Raw genomic sequence first — 24,951 nt, 5'->3', positions numbered from 1 at the left:
TGTTCAGCCCATTTAAACGGCTCAATCTGTGCCGGAAAGGTATTTGCTGACATAATTAAGGCGGCAATTCTACAAATTCATCGGTACTCTGTCAAAGATTAAGATACAATTTTGTACTTATTTAGACAGATCAATTGGGTAATACAAGTCATGCATCAGTTGCAGCCGCAACCTGAAGTCACCACTTCATTACAGTTAACCACTTATTTAACCTCAAATTCTGCTGTTTATATAGACCCTGTGCAACGCTCACCTTGGGCCAGTTTGCAAACAGAAGTTCAACAAGTAGATTGGCTTATATTACACTTTAATCACTGGTTTTCCCACTTAAATGTGAGTTTAGTCAAAGGTGATTTTGAACCTGAATATTTTCCGGCAACGGAAGATGCCCCTGCCCGTATTCAATTTGCTCATGGCTTCTTTAATAGTGCTTTACATGAAATTAGCCACTGGACTATTGCCGGCGAAAAAAGACGTCTATTACCCGATTTAGGCTATTGGTATGCCCCGGATGGACGCAGTGCAGAACAGCAGGCTTTATTTGAACAGGTCGAAGTCAAGCCGCAGGCGATTGAATGGATGTTTGCCCAGGCTTTTGGCCGTAAATTTCGGGTGTCTTTAGATAACCTGACGGGTGATGGCGGTGACGGCAGCGCTTTTAAAGACAATGTTTTTGCTCAATTGCAGCGTTATTTTTCAGGTGAAGCCAAGCTGCCACGTGATGCTGCACATTTTATTGCCTGTATCTGTGCCTGTACCCGGAGTGGCAAAACATTACAAAGTGATGAGTTTCAGCGTGACATGCTGGATTAAATTACACAAAATCATCAAACCCTGATTGCAAGACTTTGTAAAATCAACAGATAATGCCTAATAATACATCGGGAGAGAATAATTATGCTGCATTTAAGAGTACATCCTGATAATCCTCAACCACGTTTGATCAGCCAAGCGGTAGAACGCATTCGCGCAGGCGATGTGGTGGTTTACCCGACCGATGCGGCCTATGCCATTGGTTGTCAGATCGGAAATAAAAATGCCATGGAACGGATTGCACAAATTCGTGGTCTCGGTCCAAAGCATCAATATGCCATTCTTTGTTGCGACTTATCCGATATTGCCACTTATGCCAAAGTGGACAATGCCATGTATCGTCTACTTAAAAACAATACCCCGGCAATCACCACCTTTATTCTGCCTGCGACCAGTGAAGTGCCAAAGCGACTGATGCATCCAAAAAAGAAAACCATTGGATTACGTATTCCGAGCAACCCGATTTGTCGCATGTTACTGAAGGAACTGGATGAACCTTTATTAACCAGTACCCTGATTCTGCCTAATCATGCAGAACCTCTAGATGATCCTTACGATATTGAAATGGAACTGGGCAAACGCATTGATGTGTTTATTGATGGTGGGTTGGGCACTTTAAGCACCACCAGTATTGTCGATTTATCTGGTGAACATCCGGAAGTGATTCGTCATGGCGCAGGGGATGTCAGCGCTTTTGAATAAGTGCTTCATCAACTTCTACAAAAAGAAAAAATAGAAAGAGGCGAAATGGACTTATTTCATGTATTGCTCAATATTGATCAGTTCTCCGAAGAGGATACTTTATATGTGCAGCTCCCCTGGACTTTAGAATCTGAAACTCAAGTGATCTTTAGTCCTGATGAGGAGCGCAAAATAATAAAAATCGACGATCAGCTGTTTGAGTATTTTCTGGATGTTTCCCAGGTAGATGCGCTATGTGTTCAACTTGCTCATCATCATTTATGTCTCAGAGATCAGTGCCAGCACATGATTGAGTTCGCAATCAATCTCAGGCAACTAAAATAAGTGCATCAACAACAGTGATCAGTCATTCATAAATTCTTTTAAGCGCATCTTTTGCTTGCCATCTTCATCAAAATTATCTGCTTTTAGCCAGGCCAGATAGGCTTTTTCCAGTTTAGGCCACTCTTGATCCAGAATTGAAAACCAGGCTGTATTGCGGTTACGGCCTTTGGCTATACGGTGTTGGCGAAAGGTGCCTTCATACTGAAATCCAAAACGTAAAGCTGCACGTTTAGACGGTTGATTCAATTCATCACATTTCCATTCCACACGACGAAAACCCTGCTCAAAGCAAGCTTTCAATAATAGATAAATTACTTCAGTGGATGCTATGGACTGTTTCAGCTGATGGGAAAAATAAACATTTCCAATTTCAATAACATGATCCACAGGACATTGATTAATTAAGCCCACCCATCCCACCATAATCTGGTTCACTTCAATTAAATAATGCGTACTGCCTTGAAAACCAAAACTGTGCTCTAAGGCACGCTGCAACTCCGCAGCATGTTCAAAACCCGGATAAGGTAAATAGGTCCAGCAGCTGCGATCACTCTCGCTATTTACAGATTGCCAAATTTGCTGCAGCCGATCCGGATCAAGTATTGCTGAAGACAGCACATGCAAGTTGGCATAATTGCCATACAAGCTTTGCGCTAAAAAATGGATCGGTAAAGTATGAGAAACGGGAAGTCCAATAAACTGACCATATTCATTTTCCTGTACTTTTTGATTATTGCTCATGACAGATTACATCTCTTGTTATTGGTTTTCATCTTGCCTAAAATTTTTGTTTTAATCTATTTAGAACTCGACTCTATGCTGTTAAAACTTTTATTTTATTCAGCGTATAAAACGGGACGACATGGATGAATTTTCCCTCATGACACTTTAAATATAAAATCCAATTTATCAGTCAAAAAAGCCAATATCAAAGCAACCCCAGCAATTTCACATAATCCAGCCGCTCAAAAACCTTACTTAATTTCAGGTTTTTTTGTATTTGATCACTTAACTAATTTATTTGAAGTCAAATTTCCATTACACTAGCGCTGACTAATTACGTGCTTTTTCTTTCGATGTGAGATCGAAGCAAAAGCATCATCCTGCATGCCTTTGAAAATTCGCGTGGCCTAAAACTGCAATGAATCAACCAATCCATGATCCTATGGAGCCAAGCTCACCTATCCGTGTGATGGATGAGTGGCAAGAATCGATTCCAGAGGATTTATATATTCCTCCTGCTGCATTTGAAATTCTGCTAGAGCATTTCGAAGGTCCACTCGACTTCCTGATTTACCTGATTCAAAAAAGCGGTTTCGACTTATTGCGACTCGATATCGCTCCAATTGCGGCTCAATATCTATCTTATATGGATGCCATGAAGTCGTTGAATATTGAGCTGACGGCAGATTATATGGTCATGGCAGCCTTATTGGCCGACCTGAAATCACGACTGTTGCTGCCAAAGCCAAGTGCAAGCATTAGTGTTGAAAAAGATCCGAAACAGGAACTGATTGACCGGCTGGAAACCTATTTACGGGTCAAACAGGCGGCTGAACGTTTAGGTCAAATGCCCGTACTGGAACGTGATACTTTTCCGGCCAATATCAGTCTGGGTCAGGTGGTACAAAGCAATGAAGGTTATGATATTGGCTTGCTACGCGATGCCCTGTTTTGCGTGTTTAATCGACCAGAACCGGTCACCCACCAAATTCAGCAAGAACCGGTGTTGCTTGAAGAACGGATTGCCTTTATTGAAAGCCGCTTACGCTCAGGTGAAATTTTACATTTTGAAGCGTTACTCAGACCCAGCCAGGGGCGCATGGGAATGGTGGTCACATTTATGGCCATTTTAGAACTCACCCGGCAACAAAAAGTCACGATTATTGCCAGCGGTATTGAAGCGCCACTTGCGATTCAAGGAGTAGCTATATAATGGATCATCAAGCCACATCTCTCTCTGTTGCCGAGAATCAACATGAAGTGCTGATGCAACTGGAAGCCATTATTTTTGCCAGTGAAACAGCAGTTTCGCTTGCACGTTTGAAAGAAGCGTTCCAAAATCAATATACTAAACAGGAATTGCGTCAGTTATTACAGCAACTCGCCATGCTACAACATGGCCGGTCGATCGAACTGGTCGAAACCGCACAAGGTTTCCGTTTTCAGGTTCGTGCTAAATATCGCAATATCATTACTCAAGTTTGGCCAGAGCGACCAACTCGCCTGTCGCCAACCCTGCTCGAAACCCTTGCTGTGATTGCTTACCATCAACCAGTAACCCGAGCAGATATTGAACAGATTCGTGGAGTTTCAAACAATAGTCAGATTCTTCGATCATTGTTTGACTGGAACTGGATTAAAGAGTCCGGTTTCAGAGAGCTACCGGGAAGACCCGCGTTGTTAGTTACAACGCCACAATTTTTAAATGCTTTTGGCCTGGCGTCTTTAGGTCAATTGCCTCCCCTGCAGGATGCCAAGGAAGCTTTTATGGCGCTCGATGCTCACGCAGCGAAGTCGTAAATAGGTGAACTGTTGATGATAATTTCTAAGGTTATGCTGTCATGAGTGAAAAATTACAAAAGGTGCTTGCACGCGTAGGTTTGGGTTCTCGCCGTTATATGGAAGAAGTCATTGCCGCTGGTCGTGTAAGCATCAATGGACGCGTTGCCCAAGTGGGTGAACGTATTGAACCGGGTGATGAGCTTCGCATCGATGGTCGTAAAGTCCAATTCCAGATTGAAGACGAAATTCGTCGTCGTGTTCTGATTTACTACAAACCAGAAGGTGAAATTTGCTCACGCAATGATCCTGAATCACGCCCTACCGTATTTGAACAATTGCCTGCAATTGCCAATGATCGCTGGGTCATGGTTGGCCGTCTGGACATTAACTCAACCGGTCTTTTACTGTTCACGAACGATGGTGAATTGGCCAACCGCTTAATGCACCCATCCAATGAGATTGAACGTGAATATGCGGTTCGCGTGATGGGTGAAGTGACGCCACAAATCAAAAATAACATGCTTAAAGGCGTGGTTTTAGATGATGGTCCGGCAAAATTTGAATCATTCTCTGAAATTGGTGGTGACGGTATCAACCGTTGGTATCAAGTGGTAGTAAAAGAAGGCCGTAACCGCGAAGTGCGCCGTATTTTCGAATCACAAGGTTTGAAAGTCAGCCGCTTGCTACGTACCCGTTATGGCACGGTCATTTTACCGCGTGAACTTCGTACCGGCCGCTGGATGGAGCTGGATAAAGCTGACATCGACAACTTGACCAAATCTGTTGAGTTGAAACCGCGTCAAGGCACGGGTTTATTCGGTATGGCAAAACGTCGTACTGAACGTATGCAAGAAAAACCGATGGCAGCACGTCGTGGGGGTTATTTGCGTCAGCAACGCCGTGACACGGAAGAAGGTGAAAACCAAACTCCAATGACTTATATACAGCGTGATCGTCGTGAAAACCAGAATGGTCATGCACAGCGTCGTCAAGATGGTAACCAAACTGCTTATGGTCAACGTGAACGTCGTGATGGCAACAATGGCAATGGTTTTGCGCAACGTGGTGAACGTCGCCAGGATGGCAACCCAAATGCCTATGGTCAACGTGAACCGCGTCAAGGCAATAGCTATGCACAGCGTGAAAACCGCCCTGAAAACTTTGGCAATCAAGCGACATATGGCAATCGTGAACGTCGTGATGAAAATGCACCACGTAAACCTTTCGGCAACAAAAGCTTTAAGAAGTTTTAATTTTTAACAGCTTTCATTGCACATAAAAAAGCCACTCAATCGAGTGGCTTTTTTATACTGTTCTTTTGAGCAGAAAGTTAGGATAAAACTGGAATATCCACCCACTGGGCCTTTGGGAAATGTTGAGCCAGATAATTTTTTAAGAATTCAGCCGTATCTTTGGAAATCAGTGCATCTTGTGATTCATCATTCAGGTTATATGCCAGTGCGTATAAGTCCAAGCCACGACTTTTCAGTGCTTCCAAACTTAAAATCGTATGGTTAATACTGCCCAAACGACCAGAACTCACCAGAATGACCGGGAATTTTTTCTCAGCAATATAATCGATGGTCAATAATTCAGTGGTTAAAGGCACCATCAAGCCGCCCGCACCTTCCAGTAAAACCACTTCATATTGATTGCACAGTTGCTGAGTCGCGGCTGCAATTTTCTGAAAATCAATTTCTCGACCATCAATTTTCGTCGCCAGATGCGGTGAAGCCGGATAAGTAAAAATTTCCGGCATGGTCAGTTTGCTTTCATCTTCCGGAAACCAGCCCATCTGCATGATTTCACGGTGCTGTTCGATATCTTCAGAAATATCGGTATTGCCGGTTTGAATCAACTTCTGGGTGATGGTTTTCTTGCCCTGTTCATTCCACAACTTTGCCAGATAACCGGTGGTATAGGTCTTGCCAATACCGGTATCAATACCACTAATAAAAAAAACCGCTGCCGTCATGACTTGCTCCGTGCAATGCAATAAATAGGATGATAGCTCAGCGGATAATGGCGCTGACCAGATTGATCCAGCTCAGAAAATTGCTGATAGTCCTGATAAAATTGTTGTAAAGACTGCTTGGTCCAGCGATGCTGCAATGCGGTTGCCGTTACACCAGTGGCCTTTAAATGTTGCAGCACTGCTTTAGGATGAGAAAAACTCAACGTTTCCAAGCTTTCGGACAGATGCAAAATTTCAAAACCCTGTTTGCTCAGCTTGTTCTGAATGACTTCAATCGGAAGATAGTCCAGTCCTTGACCCGTCAGTGCCTTAATTTCTTGTAGATTCTGCTGACCAAAGGTGGAAAAACAAAAATAGCCATTTTCGACAAGCGCAGCTGCACTTTTTTTAAAAACTACATCCAGATCAGAGATCCATTGCAAAGCCGAACTGGAAGCAATCAGGTTAAGTGATTGCGGAAAATCTAGTTGTTCCACATCGCCAATCAGCCACTCCAAATTTTCTTTCACTTGAAAATGCTGTTGCACTTCGGGATACAGATCATTTAAAAACAAATGATCTATTTCAAAGTTTTGCATCAGCAAGCGGCTTAAATTGCCTGAACCACAGCCAATTTCAAAAACACGGTTCAATCGGGTTTGAGATAAATAATGCTGCATCAACTGCATCAAATTCAGGCATATCTGTTTTTGGACTACGGCATGTTCGGCATAGCTTTGTCCTGCCTGTGCAAAACGCCGTGCAATCTGGGATTTATCAATATTCACGGTTTAGACTCACAGCAACCGCACAAGCTGATCAAGGTCAGCCTGATTGACTTGAGAAGTCAGTGAGATACGTAATCTTGAACTATGTTTCGGCACTGTAGGCGGACGCACCGGCATAATATAAAAACCGGCCTGTTGTAGCTGCCGGGCTTTTTTCACCGTCTTTTGTGACTCGCCAATAATTACCGGCACAATATGGGAAGTCGAAGGACAGTCAAAGCCTTTGGCTTGTACCGACTGTTGCAGATTTTGACTGATCTGTTGCAAATGTTGACGTTGTGGTTTTAAGCCTAAAACTTTCTGGAAAATAAAATCGGTCCACGCCATACAAATGGGTGGCTGCGCGGTACTGAAAATCAGTGGACGCATGGCATTGATCAGATATTCACGGATGATCGGATGGCAAATCAGATAGCCTCCAACAGATGCCAGAGCCTTACCAAAAGTTCCGACCAGCAGATCAATCTCATCAATCACCTCATACTGTTCTGCACAGCCCAAGCCTTGCTCGCCGCGCACAGCAATGGCATGCGCTTCATCGACATAGAGCATGACTTTAGCAAACTGCTGTTTGATACGAACCAGTTCAGCCAGATCGGTTTCGTCACCATCCATGCTAAAAATGGATTCAGTGACCACAATAATACGATCAAAAGCCTCATCGGCATGGTATTGCTGCAAAAGCTGTTGCAGATGATTCAGGTCATTGTGCCGGTAGCGTATATATTTTGCAGCCGATAAACGGATACCATCAATCATGCTGGCATGCACCAGTTTATCTGCCAAAATTAAAGTTTTACTGTCACTTAAGGCCGGTAGAATCCCGATATTCATGTGATAGCCACTGTTAAACAGCAGCGCCGCACGTCCATGAAAAGCCTGACTTAAACTGGCTTCTAATAACTCGTATTCAGGCAAGTTTCCAGTTAGCAGTCTTGAAGAAGATGAACTCATTCTGCGCAGTTGATTCGGGGTTTCGTCAAAAAACTGTTCACGCAAACTCAAGTCAGCTGCCAGACCCAAATAATCGTTGGATGCCAGATTCAGCATCGAATGACCCTGAATTTCAATCATTCGGCCTTGCTGAACATTGCAGCTAAACTGGCGCAAATTGCCCTGCTGTTTTAAGTGATCGAGCTTGAGTGCATAGTCATTGAGCAGAGAGTCATTTAGTGCATCATCATTTAACAGGTTCATGCGAGTACCTCTTGCATCTGCTCAACTACTTCAACCAGTTGTTGCAACAAGGTATTCAGCTGCTGTTCGCTAACTACATAAGGCGGCATCACATAGACCAGTTTACCGAATGGACGTATCCAGATGCCTCGCTCTACAAACTGTTGTTGCAGGGTTTTCATATTCACATTGAATGTCAGCTCTACCACACCGATTGCCCCCAACACTCGTACATCCTGCACATAATCCAGTTTTAAGAGCGGTTGTAAATGTTGCTGTAACTGTTGTTCGATGCGCTGGATATTGGCTTGCCAATCTTGCGCCAATAATACTTCGGTGCTTTTCAACGCCACTGCACAGGCCAGTGGGTTGGCCATAAAGGTCGGCCCATGCATAAACACCTCTGCCTCGCCGCAGCTAATGGTTTCCGCTACATGCTTGCTGGTGAGGGTGGCTGAAAGCGTCATATAGCCGCCAGTCAAACCCTTACCGATACACATGATATCCGGCTCAACGCCGGCATGTTCCCAAGCAAACAGTTTGCCAGTACGGCCAAAACCGGTGGCAATTTCATCAAAAATCAGCAGCACATCATATTGTTCACAGAGTAATTTGGCCTGACGTAAATACTCAGGATGATAAAAGCGCATCCCGCCTGCACCTTGCACAATCGGCTCCAGAATTAAAGCGGCAATGCTGGCATGGTGCTGTTTTAGCACCTGTTCCAGTTCCGCAATATCGGCTTGATTCCATTCCTCATCAAAGCCCACTTGCGGGGCTGCCACAAAGAAACGATTCGGTAAACTGGAACCAAAAATCTGATGCATGCCAGTGACGGGATCGCAGACTGACATGGCATTCCAGGTATCACCATGGTAGCCGGAACGTGGAGTGACGAAATTGGTTTTCTGAGTTTTTCCCTGTGCAGTCCAAAATTGCACTGCCATTTTTAACGCTACTTCTACCGCAACCGACCCAGAATCAGCATAGAAAATTTTGTCCAGACTGGGCGGGGTGATTTTTAATAATAATTTTCCCAGTTCAATCGCAGGATCATGGGTAAATCCACCAAACATGATATGCGACATTTTTTCTAATTGATCCGTCACGGCTTGATTCAGCTCAGGATGGTTATAGCCATGAATGGCACACCACCAGGACGACATGCCATCAATCAGTTGCCGTCCATCTTCCAGCTCAATAATGGCGCCATGCGCCTGTTTCACTTTAAAGGTCGGCAAGGGCTGAGTCATGGACGTGTAAGGATGCCAGATATGTGCCAGATCAAATTCCAGATCAGTTAATTCGGCCATCCATTACTCCCTGTAGATGCTTGATAATCAATTTTTCATGATCTTAAACCTGCATGAAATAAAAATAAATTGCGATATAAGCCAGTTATCCGTTTCTTTGTTCTATTTTCTTTAAAAATTGGCAGATTTTGCCAGTTATTAGCTCAGCTTCAAATAAAGGAAAGCCATGTGACCCGCTAATCAGTCCTGTTGTTAAAAACTTTGCATTGAATTTTTGAAAATTTCTTTGAACTTTGTAACTAACTAAAAAATCCTGTTTTGCAAACACATGATACTGATGGCCCGGATAGTTTTTCAAGATATCAACATTGTTTAAATGAGCAAGGCAATTTAATCCCTCACGAAGAGTTTCTAAATTCTGTGCCTGAATCAAACTTTGCAAGGTGATAAAGTCGGCTTTGGTCGTTTCCGTACCTTGACACACCATATAGCCAAACTTTTTCAGGGTTGCAATCGCATCCTGCTCAAAAGACTGTTTAAACTGCTGAAAAGTCGGCTGCGACATTGCCGCAGGCCATGTATTGTTTGCTACAAAACAAGGATTGGAACCTAAAGTAATCAAGACTTTTTCCAGTCCATATTGCTTTTGAATCTGATCGACTAGTACCGTAGCCAACTGTCCACCCAAAGACCAGCCGGCAATCACATCGAAATGACGGGCCCATTGTACTTTCTGCTGTAGGACCTGTTCATCTAAAGCATTAAAGATATTACAAAGTTCAACTTCATGTCCTTGTGCTGCCAAAGCCTGTTTTAAAGGATCCAGTAGTTTAGTTCCGCCACCCCAGCCGGTGATGAGTAAAATACGTTGCTGCAATGTTAATCCTTAAGTTTATGCTGTGACCGATTGCAGTATATAAAATTTTATTGATTTTAAACTGCAAAAATCCATCAAAAATAATCTACGTTTGATGAATATTATTTTGTTAGTATTTGGAAAGATCCTAACAAAAAGAATATGCAGAATATTATGAATGCTTCTAAAATATGCAAAATCACTTTGCTCTGTATAAGTGTAAGCTTAAGTCTTACTCAATTTGCATTTGCGGAAAATTCCATTTTTTCAAAGTCTGAAACTTCTCAAAAACAATGGGTTGGAAAATCTGCACCGGCATTTAAATTACAGGATCAAAACAGCAAATGGCATTCCTTGAGCCAGTACAAAGGCCAATGGGTAGTGTTATATTTTTATCCTAAAGATAATTCACCCGGCTGTACTCAGGAAGCCAATCAATTTAAAGTACTTTACCCACAATTTTTAAAATCTAATGCCGTGGTTTTGGGTGTGAGTCTGGATGATGTGAAATCCCATCAAAAATTTTCAGAAAAATTAGGCTTACCATTTCCACTTTTAGCGGACTATAAACAGCAGTTATCGAATCAATTAGGAATTGTGCGTAATCTCGGTATTACCCAAATTGCCAAACGGGAAAGCTTTTTAATTGATCCTCAAGGCACCATTGTTTACCACTACAGCAGTGTCAATACGCAAACTCATGCTGCTCAGGTCTTGGCGGATATCCGTAAATTTTCTCAATAGCCTGTCATTACCCATATCAATCAAATTTAAAAAAATAAAAAAGCCCAACTCACGTCAGGCTTTATCATTTAATATTTCAACTTACATTTGCGATTGAATATAGTTTTGCAAACCAATCAATTCAATCAGACGAATCTGTTTTTCCAACCAGTAAGTATGATCTTCTTCAGTATCTGACATTTGCTGACGAAGCATATCACGGCTTACGTAATCACCTTTTTCTTCGCACAGTTTCACGCCTTGCGCCAATTTTTCACGTACATGATATTCAAGTTTTAAATCCGCTTTTAAACAGCTCACCACATCTTTACCTGTTTCGATGTCATCACGGTTCATATTCGGTGTGCCTTCCAAAAACAGTACACGGCGAATAAGCGCATCGGCATGAGAGGCTTCTTCCTGCATTTCATGGTCGATCCGTTCAAAAATCTTGTTTAAACCCCAATCTTCATACATACGAGAATGAATCAGGTATTGATCACGAGCTGCCAGTTCGCCACCGATCAACATATTTAGATAGTCTACGACTTCTGGATTGCCACGCATTTCAAATACTCCATACCCTTTTTCTAACATTATGGACAAAACCGACCATCAATGCAAAATAAAAATTATGTAAGTTTATGATTTTTAAATAATTAAAATGAGAAACACTTACATTTACAGTTTTAGTTAAATAAATTCCCATTTATAAAACAATGTCTTGCACTCAGTACTCAGCTTAGATGAACAAGATCAAAGTACTTTTATAATGTATTGGTTTTTTGTAACTAGATTCAAAATCATTGTGGCATATATTCATTGAAATATATGCGTATCAAATCAGAAACGCTGAGTGCATCGGCATCAGGTTATTATCTATAAGCAAAATTGAGCTTGTTCATTGGTATAAACAAGCCAAAACTTCGTCATGCACCGACAAGCTTATGCATCATCAGCAGAAATCAGCTTAAGCTGACTTCCAATACGTATTTTTCCATGCTTGCTGTTGCTTTGAATCTAAAAAAGTCCAAGCGACAAAACGACTTTCTTTTTGCCCCTGCGTCATTTTAATGGTTTTCACATCCACTGCTCCGCTCTTCCGCAAGGCATTTAACAACACAGGCAATGTGGCTTTCTTGGAAACGAGTGTGCTAAACCAAAGACATTGCTCAGCAAACTGTATGCTCTCTTGTACCATTTGGCAGACAAAGCGTTCTTCACCACCGTCACACCAGAGTTCATTTTTTTGACCACCAAAGTTTAACACCACCTTCGTCCGATCAACCGGCTTGCCAAGTTTTCTTAATTTTTGAGTTGCTGTGGCATTTGCTTCATCTTGCGAGGAATGAAATGGCGGGTTACACATCGTCAAATCAAAACGATCTGTGGGTTTAATCACACCTTTGAAAATATTGCTTGAGTTCTTCTGCAATCGAATCTGAATCCCTTTACGCAAATTTGGATTTGCCTCCACAATGAATTGAGCACTTTTAACGGATGCAGAATGAATGTCTGAGCCGACAAATTTCCAACCATAGCTACGATGACCAATGATCGGATAAATACAGTTTGCTCCCACCCCAATATCCAACACTTGAACGGCATGCCCTGTTGGAATCTGACCTTTATGATTAGCACTCAACAAGTCAGCCAAATAGTGGATATAGTCAGCTCTACCCGGAATAGGCGGACAAAGAAAATCTTGAGGAATATCCCAATATTGAATGCCATAAAAATGTTTCAGCAATGCTTTATTGAGCATTTTCACAGCCTGTGGATCAGAAAAATCGACTGAAAGATCGTTATATTTATTTAGGCTAACAAAAGGTGCAAGTTCCGGACAAGTCTGCATTAACTGAGGAAAATCGTAACGACTGCGATGCAAATTTCGTGCATGTAATTGCGATTTTTGTTGCGGAAAAGTTTTCTTTGCTTGCGCCATGTGTATGCCAATCATCAACGGGAGAACAGAATCATCTGATAAGACAGGCTCAATACCTGTCAATAAATCGATATTGTACGTGAATTCAGTTCATCATGACGATCCCAACCCAATCAAGACATAAAAAAAGACATCCGAGGATGTCTTTTTTTATTCATGCTTAAGATCGATTAAGCAGGAAGTTGACCATGCTCTTTCATTAAGGCAATAAACTGTTCTTCATTTAATACAGGAACACCGAGTTTTTCTGCCTTATCCAGTTTAGAACCGGCTTTTTCACCAGCAACTACACATTTGGTTTTACTCGACACGCTACCACTGACACGTGCACCCAGCGCTTGCAGCATTTGAGTGGCTTCATCACGCCCCATAGAACTTAAAGTCCCTGTCACTACCCAGCTTTCGCCATTCAGTGGCTGACGTGTCGGTGCGACTGGAGCATCCCAGTGAATGCCGGCTTCAAGCAAACGGTTGACCACTTCCAGGTTATGCGGTGCCTGAAAGAAATCGATAATCCATTCAGCGGTAATATCTCCGACATCCGGCGTTTTTTTCAACGCATCAATATCGGCATTTTGCAGTGCTTCAAAAGTCTGGAAAGTGTTAGCCAGCATACGTGCCGTGGTTTCACCGACCCCACGAATCCCCAAGGCATAAATGAAGGATGCCAAGGTGGTTTTCTTGCTGTTTTCAATCGCATCAAACAGGTTTTGAACCGACTTTTCACCCATTTTATCAATGGTTAAGAGCTGCTCACGATGCTCATGCAAACAGTAAATATCTGCCACATTTTTCAGCAAGTCGAGGTGCAACAATGACTCCACCCAACGGTCGCCTAGACCTTCAATATCCATGGCCTTACGCGAAACAAAGTGACGGATGGTTTCGATTCGCTGGGCAGCGCAATACAGCTCACCTGAACAGCGTGCCAACGCTTCACCTTCCGGCATCACTACTGGCGAATCACAGACTGGACATTTCCCAGGAAGATGAACTTCTACCGCATCATCTGGACGGAATTCTGGCCAGACTTTTTCCACTTTCGGAATCACGTCCCCACTACGGTACACGCTGACCGTATCGCCAATACGTACATCCAGGCGGTGGATTTCTCCAATATTATGCAGGGTAACGTTGGATACCGTTACCCCACCCACAGCTACCGGATTTAAGCGCGCAACCGGGGTTAAAGTTCCGGTACGGCCCACTTGCCAGTCAATATTTTCCACCGTGGTTAATGCAGCCACTGCCGGGAATTTGTAGGCTGTTGCCCAACGCGGTTCACGACTTAAAAATCCGAGCTGTCTTTGCTGTTTTAAATCATCTACCTTGATGACCAGCCCATCAATTTCAACGCTTAAATCTGCACGTTGCTGATTAATTTGTTCATAGGCCTTTTGCACATCCTGAATACTGTCACAAATAAAATGACTTTCCCCTATGGTAAAGCCAAACTGGGTTAACCATTCCAGACTGGCATACATGGTAGTCTGACCATGATGCGGTTCACACTGCGCAATACCATAGGCATAAAAGGCCAAAGGACGTGATGCAGCAATGTTCGGATCCAACTGACGCAGACTGCCTGCCGCTGCATTTCGCGGATTGGCAAAGGTCTTTTCACCTTTGGCCTCATTTTCGGCATTCAGTTTTTCAAAACCGGCTTTAGGAATCAGCACTTCACCGCGCACTTCAAGCAAGGCCGGCACCTGAGCATGTGCAGAGCTTAAAACTTTCGGCAAGTTACGAATGGTTTTGACATTATGGGTAATATCTTCACCGGTTTCGCCATCACCACGCGTAACACCACGAACCAGCACGCCATGTTCATACCATAAAGAAATGGCCAGGCCATCGAACTTCAATTCCACATCGTATTGAATCTTCTGGTTCGGTAAACGTTCTTCTATACGACGGGCAAAAGCAAACAGCTCTTCCTGGTTAAATACATTGCCCAATGACAACATTGGCACGGCATGGGTCACGCTGGCAAATTTTGACAGTGCTTTGCCGCCGACTCTATTGGTTGGCGTATCGGCCTGCACATATTCAGGATATTGCTGTTCTAACGCCTTGAGCTGGTGAAAGAGTTGATCATATTCACTGTCTTCAATGCTGGGTTGATCCATCACATAATAAGCATGGTTATGCTTGGCTAAAATTTGAATCAATTGACGCATTTGCGCCACGACAGTTGAACTTTCGGTCATATCTACACCATAAAAAAGGGCGGTCTAGTTCCGCCCTTCACAAATATTTGATCTACCCGCTATTATAGAAATCGAGTCCGCCAGTTTCAAATTAAACTTCTGTCGTTTGACCTGCACGGTAATCAATCGCGAAATGACGCCATTGTTCACGTAATTGTGGGGTGAATTCCTGATTGTTCTGATCATACACCGTACCGTCAATTTCACGGGCAATCAGGCGTGAAATGCTGTCCATGGTATCGAAAGCATTTTGTACATCACTGTGTGGCAACGCCAGGAAGAAGGCCAAACCTTTCACCTGTTCAGTCGATAATGTTTCCAGATCAAAACCGGCTGCACCTTCGTCGGTAATTTGCAACACTGAGAAGAGTAACTTGCTGCCATCTTCACTATAACGATGGAAACATGCCATTTCACCAAAACGCAGGCCATATTTCAGCAAGACTTTTAAGGTTTTTTCCCCTGAAAGTACCCGACGTTCCGGATAAATATTTAAGGCAATAAACTCGGCAGCAGTCGATAAGGCACTCGCTTCATCCACGCGTTGTTGCTCATGCAAGTGCTCATCCAGAATGCTGCTTTCATCTTCAAAGTCTGAAATTTCAGCTTTTTCGATATTGTTCAGATTGAAATCAGCAGTTTCTTTATCTTCAAGCGGCTGCGCTTGCTGTGCAGACTCTGGGATTGCTTGCGATTTTGCCTCTTCTGCCGAAGCAGGAGCATCAGCTTTTAACTCTGCCTGAGCGGATACTGCTACTTTTTCAGCCTGAGTAGTTTCAGCCTGTTCAGTTTTTGCTTCTGCCTGCTTAGACTCGGGTACCGGTTCAGCCATTTTTGCGGTTAAAGTCGGTTCAACACGTTCAGCTGGTTCAACTTCTTTTGCACTTTGTAATTGATCACGAACATGGCGAGGAATAACCGGTTGCTGGCTGTCAGAATTTACATGAAGTTCCGAATCTAATGAAGGTGATGCATCCGCAGGTTTTTTAAACAATAATTTCAAACCGAATAACATAATGATAATGGCGATAACAATACCAACAATCGTGGTGGCTTCCATTTTATGACTCCGCAACTAAACCGTATTCTTTTGCCTGTTCCAAATCGACAGTAACCAATTTTGAGGTGCCCGGTTCTGGCATGGTAACACCTAACAAATCTGTTGCCATTGTCATTGCAACTTTATTATGGGTAATGTAAATGAATTGAACCTGTTCAGAAAGTTCTTTTACTAAATTACAAAACCGTCCCACATTGGCATCATCCAGAGGTGCATCCACTTCATCCAGCACACAAAAAGGTGCCGGATTTAAACGGAAGATGGCAAACACCAATGCCAATGCCGTTAATGCTTTTTCACCACCAGAGAGTAAGGCTAAGGAACTATTACGTTTTCCCGGTGGTCTGGCCATTAGTTTTACACCCGATTGCCAGTCATCTTCAAGGCTTAAACTCGCTTCCCCGCCATTAAATACTTTAGGGAATAAATCTTGCAGTTCATGATTGACCTGATCAAAGGTAGTCATAAACAATTTGCGGGTTTCCTGATCAATGCTCTTCATGGCACCCTGTAACTGCTCCACCGTTTTTTCCAGATCTTGGATCTGATGGTTCAGTTCTTCAAAGCGCTTGGAGACTTCTTCATATTCTTCAGAAGCCGCCAGGTTTACCGCACCCAGTTTTTCAAACTGCTGCTGCGCTTTTTCCAGGGTTTGCTGATGGCTTGCAATATCAATATTCAGCCCCGTGAGCACTTCACTGTTCATCTCTTTTAACTGTTCAGAATAGTGCTGCCAGTCAGACTTGGCCGCCTGCCAAGCCAGACGTTTTTCTTCCAGTTGAGTGCGCAGCTTTTCATCTTGCTGCTGATGTTGATGACGCTGCTCGGTCAAGTGCTGCTGTTTTTCTTGAACACTGTTCAGCTCAAGCTGCCATTCGCTCCAGGTTTTCTGTAACTTTTCGGTAATTTGCGCCTGCTCGTTGAACTGCGATTCCAGCGCTGGCAATTCCAGTTGTACCGGATCGACAAACTTTTTCGCTTGCTCCATTTGCGCAATAATCTGCTGATATTGTGCTTTTGAGAAGGAAGCATCTTTTTCAAGTAATTCAATTTGCTGCTGGGTTTGCGTGACCTGACGACGTAGCAGTTCCAGCTCCTGTTGCGCTTGCTGCCAGGTGTGCTGGGTATTTTCCAGCTGCTCAGTCAGCTCCTCGAGCTGAAATTGCAGGGTTTTATAATTCGGTAAAGCCTGCTCCAGTTTCAGGTTCAAGGCATGCAAATCGATTTCCAGATCATCTTTTTGCATGGCATCTTCTTCCAGCTGCGTATCCAGCTGTTGAAGTTGGTCCGTTAACTGCTGCTTTTGCAAAGCAAAGGCCTGCTCGGCCGTCTGAACTTTAGTAATATTGAGTTCAATTTGCTGGGTCGCCTGAATTTCTTTACGTAGCAGCTGCTGATCGGTTTTCAGTTGTTCATCTACCGTCTGCACCTGAGTTTTCAGTTCTGCGACCTGCGCCTGCAACTGGCTGTGCTCTGCCTGTTTATCTACAAGTAACTGCTCGATTTCATCCAGACGGATCCGATGGCTCAGCGCCCCCTGTCCTGCCTGACTGACTTCGTCGTAATCCAGGCCAATCACCCAGTCTGCACCTACGTGATAACCATCCAGGCTCAACAGCGACTGTCCTGCTTTTAATTGCTTCTGCAACGACAATGCGTGCTGTAAGTCATTGGCAACCGCAACATTCTGCCACAAGGAAGACTGCGGCGATTCAATCCAGCTGGCCAGGCTTGGACAACCGGACAACTGAATGGACTCGGTCATTACCTGAGTAGTCAATTGGCGGGCAATACTATCCGTAAAATCACTGGCAGATTCAAGCCAATGTGCCGACAACCATTTGGCCAAAAACTTCTCGACCAATGCAGCATGTTTTTTAGCTTCTTCACTCAGCGTCAAGACCTGCATTAACTGCACTTGATCTTGCTTGCTTTGTGAACTGACTTTAACCAGTAACTGATTTAACTGCTTTTGTTCCGCCTGTAGAACCTGAATTTCGGCATTTAGCTGATTCAGTGTGCTCTGCTGAGTCTGATACTGGATTTGTAAATCATCTAACTGCAACTGGAGATCGACAATGCTTTGCTCACGTTGCAGCTGCTGGCTCAATGCTTCTTGCTTGGCCTGCATCAGCTGTTCACTCGCATCCAGCTGACTCTGATTTTGAATCTGTGTGGTTTGGTGTTGCAGCGTCTGTTTTTGCTGTTCAATACGGGCAATATTTTTAGCTAATTGTTCACTCTGCGCCAGCATCTGCATTTTTTGCTGCTGCTGTTTTTCCACCTGAGCTTTGACCAGTTCAAATTGCTGCTGCACCTGTTGCTGCTGTGCTTTTAAATCACCCAGATTTTGGTTCTGGTCTTGTCCCTGGCTTTCTTGTAGCTGTAATTGTTCAATCTGCTGTTCCTGTTGAGACTGCAAATTTTCAATTTGCAATTCAATCAGTTGTAGCCGCTCTTTGGTCTGTAGTTTTTGCTGTTCCAGCTGACTTAAAGTGGTCGTATTCTGCTGGAATAGGGACTGTTTCTTTTCCAGCGTCATTTTCAGTTCAGCCAGTTTCTTTTCTGCCTGTTGCCATTCATTTTGCAACGGCGTGGACTGCTGAATCAGGCGCTGAAATAATTCACTGGTCGCGCCAAGATCATGTTCCAAAGTGGTGAGTTCAGAGCGCACCAATTTAAAGTTATGACCCAAGTCGTTCATTTGCAGGGTATATTCTTGCTGTAAGCGGCTACTTTGCTCACATTGAAAAGACAATACTTCGACTTTGATGGTGCGAATCCGGGTTTCCAGTTCTTTATATTGAATGGCCGTTTCTGCCTGACGTTTCAGGGTTTTTAACTGAGATTTCAACTCAGCGGCAATATCTTCTAAACGCGATAAATTTTGTGCGGTATGATCTAGGTGCAGTAGGGTTTCACGGCGACGTGCCTGATAACGCGAAACGCCGGCCGCTTCTTCAATAAACACCCGCATTTCTTCAGGTTTGGCATCGACCAGACGGTTAATCATGCCCTGTTCAATAATCGCGTAAGAACGTGGACCTAAACCGGTACCCAAGAAAATATCGGTAATATCACGACGACGGCATTTGGTGCCATTCAGGAAATATTCAGACTTGCCATCACGATTGACCTGACGACGCACCGCCAGTTCGTTATAGGCATTGTAAGCCCCGCCCAACTTGCCATAGGTATTGTCAAAACGCAGCTCAACGCTGGCTAACCCAACAGGTTTACGTTTTGCTGTCCCGGTAAAAATCACATCCTGCATGCTGCCGCCACGCAGCTGGCGTGCACTGGATTCCCCCATGACCCAACGTATGGCATCAATCACATTTGATTTACCACAACCATTTGGCCCCACTACAGCGGTACGATTCGCCTTGAAATGTAAAGTAGTACTATCGGCAAAAGATTTAAAGCCGGAAAGTTTTAAGCTGCTTAAACGCATAATGTCCTGATCAACGTCGTGAACGTCTTGCCCATGCAAGTTCGATTTGTTTCATCCGTGTTAGAGATTCCAACACAAGGTTGCGCAAGTGTCGACAAAAATCATCCATAAATAAAGTAGCTTGTTGTGATTTTCGGATCAAAACTGCATCAGTCACCAACTTAAACAATTCAAATGATTCCTGCAGTTCGCGATGCGAGATATTTAAGGTTAAAAAATAGCTACGACGCAGTGAAGGCAACAGTTCCTGATAGACCTTCATTAAGTAAGGATTGCCGACCATTTCATGCTGGCGTGACAAGCCCTGAAAGATTAAATCATAAAATTTTTCAGTATGACCCTGACGTGTTTCTTCATGCAATTGGGTCAATAACGCCTGAATTCTTTCGGCTTCATGAGTACGCCAGGTTTCTGCCATGCGCTGCACAATCTGTCCGCTGAGCAAGGCACACATCTCAAACAGGGCACGCACCTGCTGGGCAGACATTTCTGAAACAATAGCACCACGACGAGGATAAATTTCGATCAGCTGGGTACGTTCCAGCAGCAGTAATGCTTCACGTACCGAACCACGGCTGACATCCAGTTCAGAGGAAATGCGCAATTCTTGAATGCGTTCCCCCTCAACCAGTTCACCGCGAATGATTTGCTCACTAATATGCTTGGCAATTTGCTCGGACAGGCTGTCCTTTTCTTGTTCTTGCATACTGTTCCTATCTTGTTTTTATAAGATACAATGATGAAAACTTTAAATAAATCTTGATTGTTACTTTCTTTTTTACTTGATTTTAGCTGCAAAAAACATGACATTGTCAGACAATTTTCCAGTCTTTAAAGCCAATATCAGTTTGTGATGAACGGATTGAATAAAACTTTCTATTCCCTTCCATGATCTATTCCCGAGACCAGCTCCATCATAACTGTTTCATTTAAATTACAAAATAAAATTCATTTTTTTGTTTTGTCAGATTCCAAAAACAGCAGGCTGAACGACACCAAGGTGCGTATGCAAAAACCATAGCACACCTTTTCATCTCTTTTATATTGTTTTTTTAAAATTAAAAAAAGGTCGAAAAACCTTGATAAATAAAATATGAACCCACTGTGGCCAATAGGCAGGCAAAACATCTTTTCAGCATGGCTGGCGATAACTTATGTGCCACTTTTGCCCCTAATTTCGCCGTGATAAAGCTCATGATACTAATGCCAATAAAGGCATAAATATGTACGTAGCCAATGCTATGCGGTATTTCAGTTTCAGTATTAGAGCCAAACCACATAAAGCCCAAAGCACCTGCAATGGCAATCGGCAAACCGCCCGCCGCTGAGGTGGCGACCGCTTTCTGAATCACCACACCATGGCGGCTTAAATACGGAACAGTCAGACTGCCACCGCCAATACCAAAAATAGCCGAGGCAATTCCAATGCCTCCACCTGCAAGCATTTGCATGCCTTTTTTAGGTAAATGCTGATTCGGATCGACCGGCTGGCTGGCACCAAAAAACATGCCATAGGCAACCCATATGGCAAAAAATCCAATCAGTAATTGCAAGCCTTGACCCGACATATAGTCGGCAATCCCGGCACCCAAAAATGAACCTAATGCCAGGCCCGGTGCCAGATTACGGAATACATCCCAAAGCACTGCGCCGCGTTTATGATGCGCCGTGACCGAACTGATGGAGGTCACAATAATAGTCGCCAACGAAGTACCTACAGCCAGATGCATAATCACTGAAGCATCATAATTTAACTGCGTAAACACAATATATAAAATGGGTACAATAATCAGGCCGCCACCAACCCCAAACAGTCCAGCAGCAAAACCAGCCATTGCACCAATCAATAAATATATGATTAACTCCATTATTCACTTTCCACGATTGCTTAGATTTAAATGGATTTAGAGACCAGACAGCTGCAAAAAATCCTCGATGATGCCCATCAGCTTCCTGAAGTTTTGATACTGAAACCGGTTACCACATCAACCAATGATGATGTACGTGAAATTGCACGTAAAGGCATGCACAGTGTTCTGGTTTGCAGTACCCGGCAAACTCAAGGTCGTGGACAGCGTCAACGACAGTGGGTATCCCCTGAAGGCAACATCTATTTAAGCACATTGCTGAATACCCGAACAGCTATTGATGGCCGGCTTGCACTTGAAATTGCACTGAATATTTTGCAAATGCCGAGTTTTAATGCACTTAAGCTGCAAGTCAAATGGCCGAATGACCTGTACAGTCTGCAAGGAAAATGGGGCGGTATCCTGGTGGAACCGATTTCCCCGCATCAAGTCATTGTCGGGGTCGGGATTAATCTTGAACCTGTACCACAAGCACAGATTGACCAGCATGCAACCTCTCTGCGCGAGCTAGAATTAGAAGATATTTCCCGTATTCAGCTGATTGCAGAATTGTATATGGCCATTCAGCAAGCCAGTGAATGGTTTGATCATGACTGCCCTAACCTGGCTGCACGCTTTAATCATTATGCGGCTTTTAAAAATCAGGCGGTTGAATTTGAGCATCATTCAGGGCTATGTTCAGGCATCTTCCTGGGCATTCAGGATGATGGCTCTGTGAATATTGAAACTGCTGAAGGTTTAAAACAATTTTATCAAGGGCGTTTACGCCATCTGGACACTCCTGCATAGAGAAATGCAATGAAGAATTTATGGCTGGATATCGGCAATACCCGACTCAAATACTGGATCACTGAAAATGATCAGATTATTGAACATGCTGCGGAACTGCATCTGCAATCTCCTGCCGAGCTGCTCCTCGGTCTAATCCAGCATTTTAAAAGTTTGGATCTGCATCAAGTTGGAGTGTCTTCGGTCCAGGACAAAAAAAACAATGAACGCATCCAGAAAATTCTCAAGTTTTTAGATGTGCCGGTGAGCTTTGCCAAAGTGCATGCCGAATATGCGGGTCTACGCTGTGCATATGAAGATACCAGCAAGTTCGGTGTAGACCGCTGGTTGCAAATGCTGGCTGTGGTCAACAATCCAGAGCAAAAATATTGTGTGGTCAGTTGTGGCACTGCACTGACCATTGACCTCACCGATGGCTTGCAACACTTGGGTGGTTATATTCTGCCGAATCTGTATTTACAGCGTGATTCCCTGATTCAAAATACCAAAGGCATTAAAATTCCCGATGCTACCTTCGATGAGCTGACCCCAGGTCGTAATACCATTGATGCAGTTCACCATGGCATTCTGCTCAGTCTGGTCAGTACCATTGAAAAGGTCTTAGACAAGTATCCAGGCAAACTGATTTTAACCGGTGGCGATGCTCCACTTTTTGCCAAATATCTTAGTGAATATCAGCCAAGCATTGAAACCGATCTACTGCTCAAAGGTCTGCAAAGTTATATTTATTCCTTGGCTGAAGCCTGATTTTGTCGAATCAAATAGGGCTGTATGACCTGCCAGACTTCCGGCAGTTCAGTACAGCCTTCAGAATCAATAAAATGCCCCTGATGCTGGGCCGCAATCAGTTCGGCATCCAGACTTTTGGCCTGTTCAATACTGAATTTGGGCTGAACACGGTCATCTCCTTCCGAATAAATCACCACCCGATGTTCAATCTGGCGTTTTAACAATTCAAGATCAATCTGCGCAGCGTCGATAAAAGGATTTACTTCATCCAGGCGTCCTAGACGACCATTAAAACCGGCAATTAACACCAGCTGTTTTATACGCTGATTTTTTAAATGTTCAGATAAATAATGCAGTGCCGCAATAGTCCCCAGACTGTGCGCAATCACGATACTGTTTTCATCCAGACCACCCGCCTGCTGTTCTATTTGTGATGTCCATACTGACAACTTGGGATGGGTTGAGGGATCGAGGCGCAAAATTTTTAAACTAAAATGCTGTTCAGCAGCAAGCTGCTGAAACCAGGGATACCAGTTTTCTTCCGGGCTGGCCGTATAGCCATGTATGACAATCACTTGAGCCATTATTGTTGTTCCATTTCATTAAGTCGCTCTAGTGTGCAATAAGCTCAGTCTGAATAAAGTGATTCATTTGTTGCTCTTTTTATAAAAATGAATTGCCGAATGTAGACACTCGGCAATTTAATCTAGCGCTTGCACAAAGATTGCAATAAATCCAGCCAGATTAATGCAGCAGCAAAGGTTTGAGTACATCCCAGACCTGGTTAAATTCATCGAAACCATCACTGCGCATAAAATGCCCCGCATGATTCACCTCCTGCATCTGGGCATTAATATAATGTCCTAGCAATAAGGCTTTAGGCGGTGACACATAGGGATCATTGCAGGAAAACAGTAAAAACCGGGTCGCAATCTGTTTTTGTAAAATGGACATGTCTAATTTTGCCTGACGGATGAAACCGTCCAGTTCGGGCAATGCGGTGAGTTTATCCTTAAAACCGGCTACCAGAATCAGCCCTTTAATTTGGGTTTGACTGAGGGCCTGAGTTAAAAAGTGCAGGCTCGCAAGACAACCTAAACCATGTGCGACAATAATACTGTTCGGGTCTAGATGAGGTATTTGCAGCGCTAATGCTTGTTGCCAGCTCTGAAAATTGGGTGTGTCGGGATCGGGCAATAGCAGTCGTCTGGCCGAATGACCTGCATGCTGGATTTGCTGACTCAGCCATGGAAACCAATGATCATTGGGGGAAGCTTGATCACCAGGAACGATATAAACTTTCTTCTGAAATTGCGACATATCTTTTCTTCTTATGACAAATTGTTTATCAGGTCATCTTTTAGAATTATTTAATTATGATATGCTGGTTAGAATTGAAAAATCCAGCCTGTTCGTCACAAAATAAACCGCATTTGTCTAAAGATTTTTAGGACAAGCCCAATAAAAAAGGCGCATTACGCGCCTTCTTCTGATGGATTGTCAAAGCTCAATCTTTATTTCTGATCTTTGTTACCGAACAGTGGTCCCATACCGCCGCCACCAAACTGTTTTTGCATGCCACCCAATGATTTCAGCATTTTTGCCATACCTGACGGATTGGCAAATTTCTTCATCATTTTCGCCATTTGCGCATGCTGTTTAATCAGCTTATTCACTTCTGAAACATCCATACCACAACCAGCAGCAATACGTTTTTTACGGCTTGGATTCATCAAGTCCGGATTACGGCGTTCTTTAATGGTCATCGACTGGATAATCGCTTCCATTTTCTTCACTTGCTT

General features: G+C 43.5%; 23 protein-coding genes and 2 pseudogenes. 9 read left to right on the top strand and 16 right to left on the bottom strand.

Translation table 11 applies throughout. The features are described from left to right. The first annotated feature begins 150 nt into the window (after positions 1–150). The 3 genes from B2Y23_RS04305 (at position 151) to B2Y23_RS04295 (ending at position 1,839) form a co-directional block, all read left to right on the top strand. Positions 151–813, top strand: coding sequence for an elongation factor P hydroxylase (locus B2Y23_RS04305; protein ID WP_291369230.1), 663 nt, complete (start codon positions 151–153; stop codon positions 811–813). 84 nt (positions 814–897) lie between these two features. Beyond that, positions 898–1,515, top strand: a complete 618-nt coding sequence (locus B2Y23_RS04300) for an L-threonylcarbamoyladenylate synthase (RefSeq protein WP_291354320.1) — start codon at positions 898–900, stop codon at positions 1,513–1,515. Positions 1,516–1,560: 45 nt separating this feature from the next. Further along, positions 1,561–1,839, top strand: coding sequence for a hypothetical protein (locus tag B2Y23_RS04295; protein WP_291369228.1), 279 nt, complete (start codon positions 1,561–1,563; stop codon positions 1,837–1,839). An 18-nt stretch (positions 1,840–1,857) separates the two neighbouring features. On the opposite strand, the gene B2Y23_RS04290 is transcribed toward B2Y23_RS04295, so the two are convergent. Then, entirely contained in the window at positions 1,858–2,580 is a 723-nt protein-coding gene (locus tag B2Y23_RS04290) for a GNAT family N-acetyltransferase (RefSeq protein WP_291369226.1), read from the bottom strand. Between the two features lie 400 nt (positions 2,581–2,980). Here B2Y23_RS04290 and B2Y23_RS04285 point away from each other — a divergent pair, with 400 nt between their 5' ends. From B2Y23_RS04285 to rluB, 3 genes and pseudogenes are all read left to right on the top strand, one after another. Further along, positions 2,981–3,775, top strand: a complete 795-nt coding sequence (locus B2Y23_RS04285; protein ID WP_291369224.1) for a segregation and condensation protein A — start codon at positions 2,981–2,983, stop codon at positions 3,773–3,775. Next, complete coding sequence (gene scpB / locus B2Y23_RS04280; protein ID WP_291354316.1) at positions 3,775–4,362, top strand: SMC-Scp complex subunit ScpB; 588 nt, start codon at positions 3,775–3,777, stop codon at positions 4,360–4,362. Before B2Y23_RS04285 ends, scpB begins: the two co-directional genes overlap by 1 nt. 41 nt (positions 4,363–4,403) lie before the next feature. Continuing rightward, a pseudogene (gene rluB / locus B2Y23_RS04275) lies at positions 4,404–5,258 on the top strand (23S rRNA pseudouridine(2605) synthase RluB); the annotation flags it as partial. Positions 5,259–5,674: 416 nt separating this feature from the next. Here the strand turns inward: rluB and bioD are convergent. From bioD to B2Y23_RS04250, 5 genes are all read right to left on the bottom strand, one after another. Next, positions 5,675–6,319 (bottom strand): dethiobiotin synthase, encoded by a 645-nt coding sequence (gene bioD, locus B2Y23_RS04270; protein ID WP_291369222.1) that lies wholly within the window; start codon positions 6,317–6,319, stop codon positions 5,675–5,677. Continuing rightward, positions 6,316–7,086: a malonyl-ACP O-methyltransferase BioC gene (gene bioC / locus B2Y23_RS04265; RefSeq protein ID WP_291369220.1), complete on the bottom strand. Its 771-nt coding sequence runs from the start codon at positions 7,084–7,086 to the stop codon at positions 6,316–6,318. The genes bioD and bioC overlap by 4 nt, the downstream gene beginning before the upstream one ends. A 9-nt stretch (positions 7,087–7,095) precedes the next feature. Next, the gene (locus B2Y23_RS04260) at positions 7,096–8,283 is read right to left on the bottom strand and encodes an 8-amino-7-oxononanoate synthase (RefSeq protein ID WP_291369218.1); all 1,188 of its coding nucleotides are present in this window, start codon (positions 8,281–8,283) and stop codon (positions 7,096–7,098) included. Then, on the bottom strand, positions 8,280–9,575 hold the full coding sequence (gene bioA, locus B2Y23_RS04255) for an adenosylmethionine--8-amino-7-oxononanoate transaminase (RefSeq protein ID WP_291354312.1): 1,296 nt from the start codon (positions 9,573–9,575) through the stop codon (positions 8,280–8,282). Before bioA ends, B2Y23_RS04260 begins: the two co-directional genes overlap by 4 nt. 85 nt (positions 9,576–9,660) lie before the next feature. Next, a complete protein-coding gene (locus B2Y23_RS04250; RefSeq protein WP_291354311.1) occupies positions 9,661–10,392 on the bottom strand; it encodes a hydrolase in 732 nt (243 codons plus the stop codon). Positions 10,393–10,542: 150 nt separating this feature from the next. Between B2Y23_RS04250 and B2Y23_RS04245 the strand changes: the two genes are divergently transcribed. After that, a complete protein-coding gene (locus tag B2Y23_RS04245) occupies positions 10,543–11,115 on the top strand; it encodes a peroxiredoxin (protein WP_409449772.1) in 573 nt (190 codons plus the stop codon). Between the two features lie 81 nt (positions 11,116–11,196). Here the strand turns inward: B2Y23_RS04245 and ftn are convergent, their stop codons facing one another. The 7 genes from ftn to B2Y23_RS04210 form a co-directional block, all read right to left on the bottom strand. Continuing rightward, positions 11,197–11,661: a heteropolymeric bacterioferritin subunit Ftn gene (ftn, locus tag B2Y23_RS04240; protein ID WP_291354309.1), complete on the bottom strand. Its 465-nt coding sequence runs from the start codon at positions 11,659–11,661 to the stop codon at positions 11,197–11,199. 403 nt (positions 11,662–12,064) lie between these two features. Next, complete coding sequence (gene rlmF, locus B2Y23_RS04235) at positions 12,065–13,039, bottom strand: 23S rRNA (adenine(1618)-N(6))-methyltransferase RlmF (protein ID WP_291354308.1); 975 nt, start codon at positions 13,037–13,039, stop codon at positions 12,065–12,067. 170 nt (positions 13,040–13,209) lie between these two features. Beyond that, positions 13,210–15,249, bottom strand: a complete 2,040-nt coding sequence (gene ligA / locus B2Y23_RS04230; protein ID WP_291354307.1) for an NAD-dependent DNA ligase LigA — start codon at positions 15,247–15,249, stop codon at positions 13,210–13,212. A gap of 91 nt (positions 15,250–15,340) precedes the next feature. Beyond that, positions 15,341–16,309, bottom strand: coding sequence for a cell division protein ZipA C-terminal FtsZ-binding domain-containing protein (locus B2Y23_RS04225; protein ID WP_291354306.1), 969 nt, complete (start codon positions 16,307–16,309; stop codon positions 15,341–15,343). Position 16,310: 1 nt separating this feature from the next. Next, entirely contained in the window at positions 16,311–19,763 is a 3,453-nt protein-coding gene (smc, locus tag B2Y23_RS04220) for a chromosome segregation protein SMC (protein ID WP_291369233.1), read from the bottom strand. A gap of 10 nt (positions 19,764–19,773) precedes the next feature. Further along, positions 19,774–20,469 (bottom strand): GntR family transcriptional regulator, encoded by a 696-nt coding sequence (locus B2Y23_RS04215; protein WP_291369216.1) that lies wholly within the window; start codon positions 20,467–20,469, stop codon positions 19,774–19,776. 352 nt (positions 20,470–20,821) lie between these two features. Next, complete coding sequence (locus B2Y23_RS04210; RefSeq protein ID WP_291354304.1) at positions 20,822–21,631, bottom strand: sulfite exporter TauE/SafE family protein; 810 nt, start codon at positions 21,629–21,631, stop codon at positions 20,822–20,824. 30 nt (positions 21,632–21,661) lie between these two features. Here B2Y23_RS04210 and B2Y23_RS04205 point away from each other — a divergent pair, with 30 nt between their 5' ends. Beyond that, the gene (locus B2Y23_RS04205) at positions 21,662–22,420 is read left to right on the top strand and encodes a biotin--[acetyl-CoA-carboxylase] ligase (RefSeq protein ID WP_291369214.1); all 759 of its coding nucleotides are present in this window, start codon (positions 21,662–21,664) and stop codon (positions 22,418–22,420) included. A 9-nt stretch (positions 22,421–22,429) separates the two neighbouring features. Continuing rightward, positions 22,430–23,167: a type III pantothenate kinase gene (locus tag B2Y23_RS04200; RefSeq protein WP_291369212.1), complete on the top strand. Its 738-nt coding sequence runs from the start codon at positions 22,430–22,432 to the stop codon at positions 23,165–23,167. Here B2Y23_RS04200 and B2Y23_RS04195 read toward each other — a convergent pair. From B2Y23_RS04195 to B2Y23_RS04185, 3 genes and pseudogenes are all read right to left on the bottom strand, one after another. Continuing rightward, entirely contained in the window at positions 23,146–23,733 is a 588-nt protein-coding gene (locus tag B2Y23_RS04195) for an RBBP9/YdeN family alpha/beta hydrolase (protein WP_291369210.1), read from the bottom strand. The two genes, B2Y23_RS04200 and B2Y23_RS04195, sit on opposite strands and share 22 nt — an antisense overlap. A 160-nt stretch (positions 23,734–23,893) precedes the next feature. Continuing rightward, positions 23,894–24,469 carry an RBBP9/YdeN family alpha/beta hydrolase gene (locus B2Y23_RS04190; RefSeq protein WP_291369208.1) on the bottom strand — a complete coding sequence of 192 codons (576 nt, stop codon included), beginning with the start codon at positions 24,467–24,469 and terminating at the stop codon, positions 23,894–23,896. A gap of 194 nt (positions 24,470–24,663) precedes the next feature. Beyond that, positions 24,664–24,951 (bottom strand): annotated as a pseudogene (locus tag B2Y23_RS04185) (signal recognition particle protein); the annotation flags it as partial.

The sequence above is a fragment of the Acinetobacter sp. UBA5934 genome, from assembly GCF_002430855.1.
GTDB lineage: Bacteria > Pseudomonadota > Gammaproteobacteria > Pseudomonadales > Moraxellaceae > Acinetobacter.
The sequence above is the reverse complement of the archived record's forward strand: the minus strand, read 5'-3'. Positions and strand labels throughout refer to the sequence as shown.

Coding starts and splice junctions, on each gene's coding strand:
- B2Y23_RS04215 (WP_291369216.1), bottom strand. CDS start 20,469: ATGCAAGAACAAGAAAAGGACAGCCTGTCCGAGCAAATTGCCAAGCAT.
- B2Y23_RS04290 (WP_291369226.1), bottom strand. CDS start 2,580: ATGAGCAATAATCAAAAAGTACAGGAAAATGAATATGGTCAGTTTATT.
- B2Y23_RS04195 (WP_291369210.1), bottom strand. CDS start 23,733: ATGGCTCAAGTGATTGTCATACATGGCTATACGGCCAGCCCGGAAGAA.
- B2Y23_RS04205 (WP_291369214.1), top strand. CDS start 21,662: ATGGATTTAGAGACCAGACAGCTGCAAAAAATCCTCGATGATGCCCAT.
- ligA (WP_291354307.1), bottom strand. CDS start 15,249: ATGACCGAAAGTTCAACTGTCGTGGCGCAAATGCGTCAATTGATTCAA.
- scpB (WP_291354316.1), top strand. CDS start 3,775: ATGGATCATCAAGCCACATCTCTCTCTGTTGCCGAGAATCAACATGAA.
- bioA (WP_291354312.1), bottom strand. CDS start 9,575: ATGGCCGAATTAACTGATCTGGAATTTGATCTGGCACATATCTGGCAT.
- rlmF (WP_291354308.1), bottom strand. CDS start 13,039: ATGGCGCAAGCAAAGAAAACTTTTCCGCAACAAAAATCGCAATTACAT.
- B2Y23_RS04225 (WP_291354306.1), bottom strand. CDS start 16,309: ATGGAAGCCACCACGATTGTTGGTATTGTTATCGCCATTATCATTATG.
- B2Y23_RS04260 (WP_291369218.1), bottom strand. CDS start 8,283: ATGAACCTGTTAAATGATGATGCACTAAATGACTCTCTGCTCAATGAC.
- B2Y23_RS04305 (WP_291369230.1), top strand. CDS start 151: ATGCATCAGTTGCAGCCGCAACCTGAAGTCACCACTTCATTACAGTTA.
- B2Y23_RS04190 (WP_291369208.1), bottom strand. CDS start 24,469: ATGTCGCAATTTCAGAAGAAAGTTTATATCGTTCCTGGTGATCAAGCT.
- B2Y23_RS04295 (WP_291369228.1), top strand. CDS start 1,561: ATGGACTTATTTCATGTATTGCTCAATATTGATCAGTTCTCCGAAGAG.
- B2Y23_RS04300 (WP_291354320.1), top strand. CDS start 898: ATGCTGCATTTAAGAGTACATCCTGATAATCCTCAACCACGTTTGATC.
- B2Y23_RS04285 (WP_291369224.1), top strand. CDS start 2,981: ATGAATCAACCAATCCATGATCCTATGGAGCCAAGCTCACCTATCCGT.
- bioD (WP_291369222.1), bottom strand. CDS start 6,319: ATGACGGCAGCGGTTTTTTTTATTAGTGGTATTGATACCGGTATTGGC.
- B2Y23_RS04210 (WP_291354304.1), bottom strand. CDS start 21,631: ATGGAGTTAATCATATATTTATTGATTGGTGCAATGGCTGGTTTTGCT.
- B2Y23_RS04200 (WP_291369212.1), top strand. CDS start 22,430: ATGAAGAATTTATGGCTGGATATCGGCAATACCCGACTCAAATACTGG.
- smc (WP_291369233.1), bottom strand. CDS start 19,763: ATGCGTTTAAGCAGCTTAAAACTTTCCGGCTTTAAATCTTTTGCCGAT.
- ftn (WP_291354309.1), bottom strand. CDS start 11,661: ATGCGTGGCAATCCAGAAGTCGTAGACTATCTAAATATGTTGATCGGT.